We start from the raw sequence: 12291 nt of genomic DNA on the forward strand, positions 1-12291 counted from the left end.
TTCATCTGGCGCGCGGCGCGGCCGGCGGCTAGGACACGGCCATGACCCAGACCGCCAACATCATGTGCATCAAGTGGGGCACGCTTTTCGGCCCCGAATACGTCAACCGGCTCTATTCCGGCGTGCGCCGGAACATGACGCGGCCCGTGCGCTTCTTCTGCATGACGGAGCACGCCGAGGGGCTGCATCCGGACATCGAGGTGCTGCCCCTGCCGGTGGAGCCCTTCGCGGAACCCATGGCGGAGGCGCTGAAGGTGGCGAACCGTCAGGGGGCGATGCGCAAGGTCTCGCTGTTCCGGCCGGGGCTTGTGCCCGACCTCGAGGGGCCTGTGCTGGGCTTCGACCTCGACGTGGTGGTGACCGGCGGGCTGGACGGGATCTATGACCTCGCGCCGGAAACGGTGGCCATGCGGATCGACTGGATCGAGAAGCGCAAGGGCCGCGTGACGGGGCACGGCTCGGTCTTCCGGTTCGATCCGGCGGTGCACGGGTTCCTCTACGAGGACATCGCCGCCAACCCTTACGCGGAGGTCGAGAAGGCCCGCGGGTCGGAGCAGCGCTATACCTCGACCAAGGCACTGGATCGCGGTGTTTTCACATATATTCCGGACCCTTGGGTGGTGTCCTTCAAGTATGACTGCAACCCGTTCCCGATGAACTACCTGCGTCCGCCGACGCTGCCGGAGGATGCGCGGGTGGTCTGCTTTCACGGCCGTCCGAAGATGACCGACGCGCTGACCGGGTGGTCGGGGTCGTTCATCCGCTATTCCAAGCCCTGCGCCTGGCTGCAGGAGCACTGGATCGACCGGTCGCGCGACGACCTGGGCGGCGATTGGGCGTGAGTCTGCCAGGCGTTCGCGCCGGTTGAGGCGGCGGATGCGAGGGGCCGGCCCCCCGCGCTCCCCGAGGTATTTCGGCCAAGATGAAGGGGCACGGCGGTCGGCACGGTTGGCCACGGCCGGGGCGTTGCCGGTCGTGCCGGACGGGGAAGGCCCGCCGGTGCGGGCGGGCCTTCTTCGGTGCGGGTCCGGGGGTATGGTCCTTCGGGAACCGGATGGGGCGGCCCCGTGGACCCGCGGTGTCCGGGCGCTTACTTGTTCTGGCCGTAGGAATAATCGGCGCCGTTGATCTTGCCGTCGTCGTTGAGGTCCTCAGCGGTCTCTTCGGCGGCGGACTGGCCTGCGGCGTAGTCCTTGCCGTTCGTACGGCCGTCGGCGTTGCGGTCGGCGCCTGCCTTGGCGGCCTGTCCCGGCGGGGTGCCCACGTGGCCGGCGATGGCGGGGGCGGACATGCCGAGGACGGCGATCAGGACAATGAAATAACGCATGGATGGATTTCCTCTCTCTGTTGGTGGCGCGCCGGCCCTCCTCCGGCGCGGCGCATGGAGAAGACACGAAGGCCGCGGGTTTCCGGTTTCGGCGCAGCGGGTCCGGCGATCGTGTCGGCGGGAAGATGCCGATGCGGCGGCGCGATCCGCATCCCGGGTCATGTCGCGTGGCCCCAATGCGCCATGAGCGCGCGGCCTTGCCGATGGGGGCCAAGGCGCGCTAAGAGCGGGTCGGAGAAAGAGAATGGAGAGAGCCGCCATGGCACGTCGTGTCGTCGTCACCGGGCTTGGACTGGTCACCCCTCTGGCCGATGGGGTGGAAGCGAGCTGGAGCCGCCTTCTGGAAGGGCAGTCGGGCGCCGGTCCGATCACGCGTTTCGACGCGAGCCACCTGGGCACCACCTATGCCTGCGAGGTTCCGCTGGGGGACGGGTCCGACGGGACGTTCAACTGCGACGCCTACATGGACAAGAAGGAACAGCGCAAGGTCGACGAGTTCATCAAGTTCGGCATCGCCGCCGCCGACCAGGCGGTGCGTGACTCCGGCTGGATGCCCGAGGACGAGGAAAGCCGCGAGCGGACCGGCGTGATGATCGGGTCCGGCATCGGGGGCCTGTCCTCCATCGCCGACACCGCGCTTCTGATCCGGGACAAGGGGCCGCGGCGCGTGTCGCCGTTCTTCATCCCCGGCGCGCTGATCAACCTGATCTCGGGCAACGTGTCGATCCGCTACGGCTTCAAGGGGCCGAACCACGCCGTGGTGACCGCCTGTTCCACCGGCGCCCATGCCATCGGCGACGCGGCCCGGCTGATCAAGTACGGCGATGCGGACGTGATGCTGGCGGGCGGCGCCGAGGGCGCGATCTGCGAGATCGGCATCGCGGGCTTCAACGCCTGCAAGGCGCTGTCGACCAAGCGCGCCTACGATCCGAAGGCCGCGAGCCGCCCCTATGACGCCGACCGCGACGGGTTCGTGATGGGCGAGGGCGCGGGTGTCGTCGTGCTGGAGGAATACGAGCACGCCAAGGCGCGCGGCGCGAAGATCTACGCCGAGGTCTGCGGCTACGGCCTGACCGGCGACGCCTACCACATCACCGCCCCCTCCGAGACCGGCGAGGGCGGCGAGCGGTCGATGCGCGCGGCGCTGAAGGACGCGGGCCTCACGCCCGCGGATCTCGACTACATCAACGCGCATGGCACCTCGACGATGGCGGACACCATCGAGCTGGGCGCGGTGGAGCGTCTGCTTGGCGACCATGCGTCCAAGGTGACGATGTCCTCGACCAAGTCGATGACCGGCCACCTGCTGGGCGCGGCGGGCGCGATCGAGGCGATCTTCTCGATCCTCGCGATCCGCGACCAGGTGGCGCCGCCGACCATCAACCTCGACAATCCGGCGGTCGAGACGCCCGTGGACCTGGCGCCCAACGCCAAGCGCGAGCGGCGGATCGCCTATGCGCTGTCGAACAGCTTTGGTTTCGGCGGCACCAATGCCAGTGTGATCTTCGGCAAGCTGGACTGAGCCAGCCGGGCTGAAGATCAGGGCGCGCGCGACGGGTCGTGCGCGCCTGAACGAGGTGAGCACAAGCCCCCGGACGAGGGGCGGAACAAAGGGCAAGATAGGGGCAATATCATGTGGCGCAGTATCGCCTCGAACGCGCTGACCCTTCTGGTTGTCGCGACATTTCTCTTTGGGGGCCTGCTGCTTTGGGCGCAGGCGGAGTATTCGGCAGAGGGCCCGCTGAGCGCGCCGATCTGCCTCGAGGTGCCGCGCGGCACCAACATGTCCCGTGTTTCGGACAACTTGGCCGAGCAGGGCGCGGTGAAGAGCGCGATGATGTTCCGCCTTGGCGCCGAATACGGTGACAAGACGCAGGAGCTGAAGGCCGGGAGCTACCTGGTGCCCGAGCGCGCCTCCATGTCCGAGATCACCGAGATCATCACGCGCGGCGGCGCCTCGACCTGCGGGACGGAAGTGGTCTATCGCATCGGCATCAACAGGGCGACGGTGCAGGTGCGGGCCATCGACCCGAACACCGGGCGCTACGAGACGCAGGCGAGCTTCGACCCGGCCGAGGAAGAGGTGCCGGAGGAATACACCCAGGTGCGGCAGGCGAACGACACGCGGTATCGCGTGGCGCTGGCCGAGGGCGTGACGAGCTGGCAGGTGGTGCAGGAACTGGGCGAGATCGACGTGCTGGAAGGCGAGGTCGAGGTGCCCGAAGAGGGCAGCCTTGCCCCCGACAGCTACGAGATCGGCGTCGGCGACACCCGCGCGAGCGTGATCGAACGGATGCGCCAGGCGCAGGAGCTGATCCTTGCTGAGGAATGGTCGAACCGCGAAGAAGGCCTGCCGCTGAACAGCCCGGAGGAGGCGCTGATCCTTGCCTCGATCATCGAGAAGGAGACCGGCAACGCGGAGGAACGCGGGCTGGTGGCCTCGGTCTTCGTGAATCGTCTGGAGAAGGGCATCCGCCTGCAGACCGACCCGACCGTCATCTACGGCGTGACCGAGGGCAAGGGCATCCTCGGTCGCGGGCTGCGGCAGTCGGAACTGCGGGAAAGCACGCCGTGGAACACCTACGTGATCGACGGTCTGCCGCCGACCCCCATCGCCAACCCGGGCCGCGCCTCCATCGAGGCGGCGCTGAACCCGTCGTCTTCCGACTACGTCTACTTCGTCGCGAAGACGCTGGACCCGGCGGACGGCCACGTGTTTGCGGAGACGCTGGACGAGCACAACCGCAACGTGGCGGCCTATCGCGCGCTGGAGGCGCAGCGGGACAACTGAGGCTGTTGGCGGGTCGGGACTGTTGCTGATGTGCAGCGCGCCCGCCCGCCAACCCGCCCGGCGGCGTGACGTCCCGGCGGGGGCCCGCCGCGCGCGTCAGAGGCGGATGACGTATTCCTTGGTCGTCGTCTCCACCACTTCCCATGTTCCCCGGAAGCCCGGGCGAAGGATGAAGCTGTCGCCCGCCCGCACCTCGAAGCTGTCGCCGCCGTTCTCGGTGAGGATCGAATGGCCTTCGAGGATGCGGCAGTATTCCCATTCGTCGTAGCTGACCTGCCACTTGCCGGGCGTCGCGCGCCACGTGCCGCAATAAAGGCCGTCGCGGTCCTCCACGTTCCATGTGGTGAATTCCGGTGTGCCGGAGATCACCTTCTCGGCGGGCGGGGCGTCGTGCTCGGCCTCTATGTCCGTGGTGATGCGCAGGAAGGTCTGGGTCATGTGGGCGGCCTGTTGGTGGCTGGGAATCTAAGGGCGGTGGCTGGCTGCGACGCTTGTGTCAGGACGACGAGATCGCGGCGCGGGTCTTCTTCGGCAGTTTCGAGAAGATCAGGTCGTAGGAGGTCCGGATCCGGTCGCGGAGTTCGTCCTCCGGCACCGCGTTCCAGTCGATCAGCACCCAGGAGCGGTGGAAATAGGGGGCCTTTTGCGCGCGGCCCATCTCGATCAGCAGTTGCGCGTCCTCGATGGAGGGTGTCTTAACCGAGACGCCCAGCCCGATGGCGCCGATGCTGGCGAACATCTTGTCGCCGACCTTCCACGCATCGTGTCCGCCGCCCCAGGGGTCGGAGACCTCGGCGCCGGGCAGGGAGGCACATATAGCATTGACGGTTTCGCGGTTCATGGCCGGAGCATGGCAGGCGCCGTGTCAGTCGTCCAGCGCGGCGTCGATGACGTGCCGCGGGCCGGGGCCGCGGCGGGCGGCGCGGTCCTCGGGGTTGTAGAGCGCGCAGCGTTGCAGGGACAGGCAGCCGCAGCCGATGCAGCCGTCGAGGTTGTTCCTGAGCGCGGTCATGCGGGCGATGCGTGCGTCCAGCACACGGGAAAAGCGGCGCGAGATGCGGGTCCAGTCGGCGCGAGTAGGCGCGCGGTCCCGGGGCAGGCGGTCGAGGTCGGCGCGGATATCGGTCAGGGAAAAGCCCAGCTGCTGCGCGATCATCACGAAGCTCAGCCGCCGGATGTCGGCGCGCTGGAACCGGCGCTGGCCGGAGGCGGTGCGCGCGGGAAAGACCAGCCCCTCCGATTCGTAGTGGCGAATGGCGGAGGGGGCGAGGCCGGTGCGCTCGGCGATCTCGCGGATTGTAAGGCCGTCTCTCTTCATCGTGCGGAAATCGTGCGTTATTTTGTTCTTGAGTTCAAGTGGACTTGAACGACTAGGATGCAAGCCGTTGAAACCGAATGAAAGGAATACCGAATGGCACGGCTTGAGCATGTGAACGTGACGGTCAGCAATGCGGAGACGACGGCGGCGCTGCTGGGGGATCTTCTGGGCTGGCGGGTGCGCTGGCAGGGGCCGGCGATCCACGGCGGGACCTCGATCCACGTGGGCGACGACGCGACCTACCTTGCGCTTTACAGCCCGAAGCGCATCGACGCGCCGCATGACGACACCTACACCCGCGCCGGGTCGATGAACCACATCGGGCTGGTGGTGGACGACCTCGACGCGACGGAGGCGAAGGTGCGCGAGATGGGCTTCACCCCGCACAGCCATGCCGACTACGAACCCGGGCGCCGGTTCTACTTCGACGGGCCGGACGGGGTGGAGTACGAGATGGTCTCCTACGCCTGAGGGCCGGGGCGCAGCGGGGGCGGAGGAAGGCGGCATGCCGGCCGAGGTCCGAGATTGACAGGTTACAACCTTTGGTGGATCATCGAGGCATTAGATGCACTCATTTTTCAGCAAGAGGTCATTGCCATGCCACCTCCTCCCCCTCCTGCACAGGACGGCGCACTGAAGCGCGTGATCCTTCTGGCGATCCAGAACGACCGCAGGATCAGCAATCACGAAGCCGACGGGATCATCGGCGTCACGAAACTGGACGCGCAGGTGACGGATGCCGAGTACGCCACGCTGTGTCACCTGGTGTCCTGGTCGAAGTCGCTATCGGTCACGTCGCGCAACAAGATCATGAACTACCTCGCGGACGCGCTGGCCCTGAAGGGGCCTTACGTGAAAAACAAGGTGCGCGACCTTGTCGGGCAACCGCTCGTCTCGACCCATCAGTGCGTGACGCTGTTGCAGTATTACACCCACGTCGGCCTGACGTCCGGCTGGCGGCAGGGGCTGCGGGTGCGCGGGAACGATGCGCTCATCGAGCGGGGCACGGCCATCGCGACCTTCGAATACGGCAAGTATCCGAACAAGGCGCATGGCAACCATGGGGCCTTTTACGACGGCCAGGATGCGACGGGCATCCATGTCGTGGAGCAATGGTCCGGGCTGGACGCGATCCAGCGGCGCCATGTGACCTTCCAGGGGCTGGACGGGATGATGTGGAAAGACCCCAGCAACAACGGCGATGCGTTCTCGGTGATCCGCAAGGTGTGAAGGGGGCAGCGGGATTCGCTTGGCAGACGGCACGCAGGCTGATAGGTGGTGCGCATGACCAACCGCAACGCCATCATCATCGCTTGCATTATCCGCTGACATCGTCGGCGGGCCGGTCTTCTATTCCCTCTCAGAGTTGAAGTTGCTAATCCCGCCGCGAGCAATCGCCGAGGACCACGCACAATGGCCGACCCGAATCCCGCCCCGCTGGAGATCAGGCTGACGAACACCCGCACCCGGTCGAAGGAGGCGCTTGTCCCGATCGACCCGGAAAACGTGCGGATGTATGTCTGCGGCCCGACGGTCTACGACCGGGCGCATCTGGGCAACGCGCGGCCCGTTCTGGTGTTCGACGTGCTCTACCGGCTGTTGCGCCATGTCTACGGCGCGGAGCACGTGACCTACGTGCGCAACTTCACCGACGTGGACGACAAGATCAACGCGACGGCGCTGGCGCGCAAGGAGGCGGGGGCGGACGGCACGCTGGAAGAGCTGATCCGCGAACGCACCGAAGAGACGATCTCCTGGTATCTGAAGGACATGGGTGAACTGGGCGCTCTGGAGCCCGACCGGATGCCGCGCGCGACGGAATACATCGCGCCCATGGTGGCGATGATCGAGGGGCTGATCGAAAGCGGCCATGCCTATGCCGCGGAAGGCCACGTGCTGTTCCGCGTCCGGTCCTACGCGGCCTACGGCAAGCTGTCGGGCCGGTCGGTGGACGACATGATGGCGGGCGCCCGGGTCGAGGTCGCGCCCTACAAGGAAGACCCGATGGACTTCGTCCTATGGAAGCCGTCCTCGGACGACTTGCCGGGCTGGGACAGCCCCTGGGGCCGCGGGCGCCCGGGCTGGCACATCGAATGCTCCGCCATGTCCTACGAGCTGTTCGGCGCGAGTTTCGACATCCACGGCGGCGGCAACGACCTGATGTTCCCGCACCACGAGAACGAGATCGCCCAGTCGTGCTGCGCGCATCCGGAGGGCGACTTCGCGAAGGTCTGGATGCACAACGAGATGCTGCAGGTCGAGGGGAAGAAGATGTCCAAGTCGCTGGGCAACTTCTTTACCGTGCGGGATCTGCTGGACCAGGGTGTGCCGGGAGAGGTGATCCGCTATGTGATGCTTTCGACCCATTATCGAAAGCCGATGGACTGGACGGCCGAGAAGCGCCAGGCAGCCCACAGGACTTTGTCCTTATGGAACAAGCTTAAGCACGTGAAACTGACCGTGGAGTTGTCTGAATCGGATCGAGAGATGATCGATCCTGAATTTCTTGAACGCCTCATGGACGATTTGAATACGAGCGGAGCAATTTCTCGCCTCGGCAATATGTATAGAGAGGTTTTGAATGCTCCGGTTGATAGCAGAGAAATTAAGAGTTTCTTCGCTTCGGTCGAATTTCTCGGTTTCAAAGATCTGAACCCCAATCGGCTGTTGATTAGATCGTCTGTGGAACGCGCTTTCTCGGTTGCCGATAGACTCGACGATTGTCGTGACCGACTGACTGAGTTGCGCGCCGCTGCGATGGAGACCAAGGATTTCTCCGGCGTCGATGCGATGAAGCAGGCGCTGATCGGGGCCGGGGTCGAGGTGCGCATGTCCAAGGCGGGCGTCGAGCTGGTGCCGGGTCCGGATTTCGATCCGGCAAAGCTGGAGCAGGTCTGATGCGTGGCGCGACCGGAGAGTGCGGACTGGGGCTCTGCCCCAGACCCCGGAGGTATTTTGAAAGCAGAGAAGCACAGGGACGGCCCTGTCGGGAACGGGGGGCACGGTGATGGCACGCGAGCGGCTTTATCTTTACGACACCACGCTGCGCGACGGCCAGCAGACGCAGGGGGTGCAGTTCTCCACCGCCGAGAAGCTGAAGATCGCCGCCGCGCTGGATGCGCTTGGCGTCGATCATATCGAGGGCGGCTGGCCGGGGGCGAACCCGACGGATTCGGCCTTCTTCGAGGAGGTGGGCCGGACGCGGGCGACGCTGACGGCCTTCGGCATGACCAAGCGGGCCGGGCGTTCGGCCGAGAACGACGATGTGCTGGCGGCGGTGATGAACGCGGGCACGGCGGCGGTTTGCCTCGTGGGCAAGACGCATGATTTCCACGTCACCACGGCGCTGGGGATCACGCTTGAGGAGAACCTTGAGAACATCGGCGCCTCGGTCGCGCATCTGGTGGCCTCGGGGCGCGAGGCGCTGTTTGACGCGGAGCATTTCTTTGACGGCTACAAGGCCAACCCGGCGTATGCGCTGTCCTGCCTGAAGGCGGCGCTGGACGCGGGCGCGCGCTGGATCGTGCTGTGCGACACCAACGGCGGCACGCTGCCCGCCGAGATCGGCCGGATCGTCGGCGAGGTGATCGCGGCGGGCGTGCCGGGGGCGCAGGTCGGCATCCACACGCACAACGACACCGAGACGGCGGTGGCCGGGTCGCTTGCGGCGGTGGAGGCGGGGGCGCGGCAGATCCAGGGCACGCTGAACGGGCTGGGCGAACGCTGCGGCAACGCCAACCTGACGGCGCTGATCCCGACGCTTCTGCTGAAGGAGCCCTATGCCAGCCGTTACGAGACCGGGGTGAGCCACGAGGCCCTGGAGGGGCTGACGCGGGTGAGCCGGATGCTCGACGACGTGCTGAACCGGGTGCCTCTGAAGCAGGTGGCCTATGTCGGCGCCTCGGCCTTTGCGCACAAGGCGGGGCTGCATGCAAGCGCGATCCTGAAGGACCCCACCACCTACGAGCACATCGACCCGGGCCTTGTGGGCAACCGGCGCGTGGTGCCGATGTCGAACCAGGCGGGGCAGTCGAACCTGCGGCGCAGGCTGGCCGAGGCCGGGCTGGAGGTCGCGCCGGGCGATCCGGCGCTGGCGCGCATCCTCGAACTGGTGAAGACGCGGGAGGCCGAGGGCTATTCCTACGACACCGCGCAGGCGTCCTTCGAGTTGCTGGCGCGGGAAGAGCTGGGGCTCCTGCCGGAGTTCTTCGAGGTGAAGCGCTACCGCGTGACGGTCGAGCGGCGGAAGAACAAGTACAACCGCATGGTGTCCCTGTCGGAGGCGGTGGTGGTGGTGAAGGTCGACGGCGAGAAGAAGCTGTCGGTCTCTGAATCCATGGACGAGGAAGGCAACGACCGCGGCCCGGTGAACGCCCTGTCGAAGGCGCTGGCGAAGGACCTCGGGTCGTACCAGGAGTTCATCGATGACATGCGGCTGGTGGACTTCAAGGTGCGGATCACGCAGGGCGGCACGGAGGCGGTGACGCGGGTCATCATCGACAGCGAGGATTCCTCGGGCCGGCGGTGGGCGACGGTGGGCGTGTCGGCGAACATCGTCGATGCCTCCTTCGAGGCGCTGCTGGACGCGGTGCGCTGGAAGCTGGTGCGGGCAGGTGCGGCCTGATGGATTGGGAGGCGTTCTTTACCGTGCATCGCGGCCTGCCGCGCGAAGGGCCGGGGACGGCGGAGGACGTGGCCTGGGCCTGCGGTCTGGCGGGGCTGCCGGAGGGCGCGGTGATCTGCGACGCGGGCTGCGGCCCGGGCGGCGACATCGCCGCCTTGCTGGCCGCCGTGCCGGGGGCGCGGGTCGTGGCGGTGGACAAATCGGCGGGTTTCGTCGCGGAGGCAGCGGCGCGGTTCGCGGGCGAGGCGCGGGTGTCGGTCGTGGAGGGCGATCTTGGCGCGTTGCCGGGGGCGTACGACATGATCTGGTGCGCGGGTGCGCTCTATTTCCTCGGGCTTCGGGACGGGCTGGCGGCCATGGCACGGGCGTTGAAGCCCGGCGGCGTGCTGGCGTTCTCGGAGCCGTGTTTCTTCACGGACGCGCCGGGCGCAGAGGCCCGGGCCTTCTGGGAGGGTTACCCGGCGCAGTCGGCGGAGGGGATCGCCGCGGCGGTCACGGCGGCCGGCTTTGACATCCTTGGCACGCGGAAGGTGCCGGACGCGGGCTGGGAGGCCTATTACCGGCCCATGGAAGCGCGGATCGCGGCGTTGCGCCCGGACGCCGATGCGCGGCTGGCGGCGATGCTGGACCTTTGCGCGGCGGAGGCCGTGGCCTGGCGGCAGGTCAGGGACGAGACCGGATACCTCCTGTGCGTGGCGCGGTTGTCATGATCGCGCCCGGGTCGGACCTTCACGCATGCGCGGAAATCGTCGAACGCGGCGATCCGGAGCGTTTCGCGGGGGCCATGGCGGCGCCGGTCGAGGCGCGGCGGGCGCTGTTCCCCTTGTATGCCTTCAACGTCGAGGTGGCGCGCGCGCCCTGGGTGACGGCGGAGCCGATGATCGCCGAGATGCGCCTGCAGTGGTGGCGCGACGCACTGGACCAGATCGGCAGCGGCGGCGCGGTGCGGCGGCACGAGGTGGTCACGCCGCTGGCGGAAGTGCTGGACGCCGAGGGCGCCGCGGTGCTGGACGCGCTGGTGGAGGCGCGGCGGGCGGATATCGAGAAGGCTCCGTTCGGCGAGGCGGACGGGTTGTGGACCTACCTTGAGGCGACGGGCGGCGGGCTCATGGCCGTGGCGGCGCGCTGCCTTGGCGACCGGGACGGGCGCGCGGCGCGGGCACTGGGGACGGCCTCTGGGCTGGCGGCCTACCTGCGGGCGGTGCCGGAGCTGGAGGCGCGCGGCAAGCTGCCGCTGGCCGACGGGCGCCCCGAGGCGGTGGGGGCGCTGGCGGCGCGCGGTCTGGAGCTGGTGAGCGAGGCGCGGGCGGCGCAGTCCGCGATGCCGCGTGCGGCGCGGGCGGCGCTGATGCCCGGTGTGCTGGCCGAAGCGGTGCTGAAGCGGGTCGTGGCCGATCCGACGCGGGTGAAGGCCGGGGCGGTGATGCCCTCCGAGGCCACGGTTCGGCTGGCGCGGCTGAAGGCGGGGCTGTTCGGCAGGGTCTGAGCGGCCGGGCGGGCGGCATCGGTTTGGCCGGAACTGCACGGGCGACAATCTCCTAGAGAGGAAGCTGGGGCGTTCAGAGGTCGCGTTGCGCCTTCTTCAGCCATGTCTGCGACCGCAGCGGCAGCCAGGGATTGGCGCTGTCAGGGGCGAGGCCCTTGTGGTGCAGGAACTCGGCCAGGGCCACGGCGCGGGCGGGCTGGGTCATGTACCCGGCCCAGCCGCTTTCCTCGGCGGCCGTCATCTGGATCGCGCCGAAGCCCGCGATGATGCAGTGCAGGTCGGTGGCCAGTTCGTGCATCTTGTAGCCGCCGGGCAGGGCGTCGGCGTAGGGCGCGAGGCGGGCATGCATGACCTCGTGCGCCATCGTGTTGATGAAGCTCACCGGGCGGCGGAGCCCGCGCGGGCTGTACTGGATTACCGGCTGCGCGTCGTCATGCAGGTAGGTGCCGGCGACCTCGGACATCTTGCCGTATTCATGGGCCAGTTCGTCGGGCAGCTCTGCCAGAGGGGCCAGCAGGAAGATGTTCGGCTGGCCGGTGAGGGTGCAGATGTCGGCCAGCACGGCCTCGGCCATGAACTGGTCGGTGCCCCTGGTGGCGCGGAAGTGGTGGCGCGACGGGGTGATCAGCCGGGCCTTGTCCCACCAGTCGGGACGGTTGGTCATGACCCAGTCGTAATGCTCCTGGATCCAGGCCCAGAGGTCGTTGTCGATGATCTGCTTGGGGCGTGAACGGAAGGGCCACAT

Annotated in this window: 14 protein-coding genes; 9 read left to right on the top strand and 5 right to left on the bottom strand. The window is 67.5% G+C overall.

Annotation, left to right across the window (positions count from 1 at the left end):
* Positions 1-41: 41 nt before the first annotated feature.
* Positions 42-842: a glycosyl transferase gene (locus tag ACU0DV_RS22090; protein WP_446242933.1), complete on the top strand. Its 801-nt coding sequence runs from the start codon at positions 42-44 to the stop codon at positions 840-842.
* Positions 843-1090: 248 nt separating this feature from the next.
* Here ACU0DV_RS22090 and ACU0DV_RS22095 read toward each other — a convergent pair whose 3' ends face one another.
* The gene (locus ACU0DV_RS22095; protein WP_446242934.1) at positions 1091-1327 is read right to left on the bottom strand and encodes a hypothetical protein; all 237 of its coding nucleotides are present in this window, start codon (positions 1325-1327) and stop codon (positions 1091-1093) included.
* A 259-nt stretch (positions 1328-1586) separates the two neighbouring features.
* Here ACU0DV_RS22095 and fabF point away from each other — a divergent pair, with 259 nt between their 5' ends.
* Together fabF and mltG are read left to right on the top strand one after the other, a co-directional pair.
* On the top strand, positions 1587-2849 hold the full coding sequence (gene fabF / locus ACU0DV_RS22100; RefSeq protein ID WP_446273599.1) for a beta-ketoacyl-ACP synthase II: 1263 nt from the start codon (positions 1587-1589) through the stop codon (positions 2847-2849).
* A 111-nt stretch (positions 2850-2960) separates the two neighbouring features.
* Positions 2961-4118 (top strand): endolytic transglycosylase MltG, encoded by a 1158-nt coding sequence (gene mltG / locus ACU0DV_RS22105; protein WP_100926923.1) that lies wholly within the window; start codon positions 2961-2963, stop codon positions 4116-4118.
* Positions 4119-4214: 96 nt separating this feature from the next.
* Here the strand turns inward: mltG and ACU0DV_RS22110 are convergent, their stop codons facing one another.
* From ACU0DV_RS22110 to soxR, 3 genes are read right to left on the bottom strand one after another with little or no spacing between them, the layout of a single operon-like run.
* Positions 4215-4556, bottom strand: a complete 342-nt coding sequence (locus tag ACU0DV_RS22110; RefSeq protein WP_283983107.1) for a cupin domain-containing protein — start codon at positions 4554-4556, stop codon at positions 4215-4217.
* 58 nt (positions 4557-4614) lie between these two features.
* Positions 4615-4959: an MmcQ/YjbR family DNA-binding protein gene (locus tag ACU0DV_RS22115; RefSeq protein ID WP_446242935.1), complete on the bottom strand. Its 345-nt coding sequence runs from the start codon at positions 4957-4959 to the stop codon at positions 4615-4617.
* A 24-nt stretch (positions 4960-4983) separates the two neighbouring features.
* Positions 4984-5436: a redox-sensitive transcriptional activator SoxR gene (gene soxR, locus ACU0DV_RS22120; RefSeq protein WP_283983109.1), complete on the bottom strand. Its 453-nt coding sequence runs from the start codon at positions 5434-5436 to the stop codon at positions 4984-4986.
* Positions 5437-5529: 93 nt separating this feature from the next.
* Between soxR and ACU0DV_RS22125 the strand changes: the two genes are divergently transcribed.
* From ACU0DV_RS22125 to ACU0DV_RS22150, 6 genes are all read left to right on the top strand, one after another.
* Complete coding sequence (locus ACU0DV_RS22125; protein WP_446242936.1) at positions 5530-5907, top strand: VOC family protein; 378 nt, start codon at positions 5530-5532, stop codon at positions 5905-5907.
* A 126-nt stretch (positions 5908-6033) separates the two neighbouring features.
* A complete protein-coding gene (locus ACU0DV_RS22130) occupies positions 6034-6666 on the top strand; it encodes a BPSL0067 family protein (protein WP_446242937.1) in 633 nt (210 codons plus the stop codon).
* A 183-nt stretch (positions 6667-6849) separates the two neighbouring features.
* Positions 6850-8334, top strand: a complete 1485-nt coding sequence (gene cysS, locus ACU0DV_RS22135) for a cysteine--tRNA ligase (RefSeq protein WP_446242938.1) — start codon at positions 6850-6852, stop codon at positions 8332-8334.
* Positions 8335-8443: 109 nt separating this feature from the next.
* Positions 8444-10060 carry a citramalate synthase gene (gene cimA / locus ACU0DV_RS22140; protein ID WP_370312469.1) on the top strand — a complete coding sequence of 539 codons (1617 nt, stop codon included), beginning with the start codon at positions 8444-8446 and terminating at the stop codon, positions 10058-10060.
* A complete protein-coding gene (locus ACU0DV_RS22145; RefSeq protein WP_446242939.1) occupies positions 10060-10770 on the top strand; it encodes a class I SAM-dependent methyltransferase in 711 nt (236 codons plus the stop codon). Before cimA ends, ACU0DV_RS22145 begins: the two co-directional genes overlap by 1 nt.
* The gene (locus tag ACU0DV_RS22150; RefSeq protein WP_446243059.1) at positions 10767-11546 is read left to right on the top strand and encodes a squalene/phytoene synthase family protein; all 780 of its coding nucleotides are present in this window, start codon (positions 10767-10769) and stop codon (positions 11544-11546) included. Before ACU0DV_RS22145 ends, ACU0DV_RS22150 begins: the two co-directional genes overlap by 4 nt.
* A 73-nt stretch (positions 11547-11619) precedes the next feature.
* On the opposite strand, the gene ACU0DV_RS22155 is transcribed toward ACU0DV_RS22150, so the two are convergent.
* Positions 11620-12291, bottom strand: coding sequence for a hypothetical protein (locus tag ACU0DV_RS22155; protein ID WP_283983114.1), 672 nt, complete (start codon positions 12289-12291; stop codon positions 11620-11622).

Source organism: Sagittula sp., assembly GCF_052825245.1.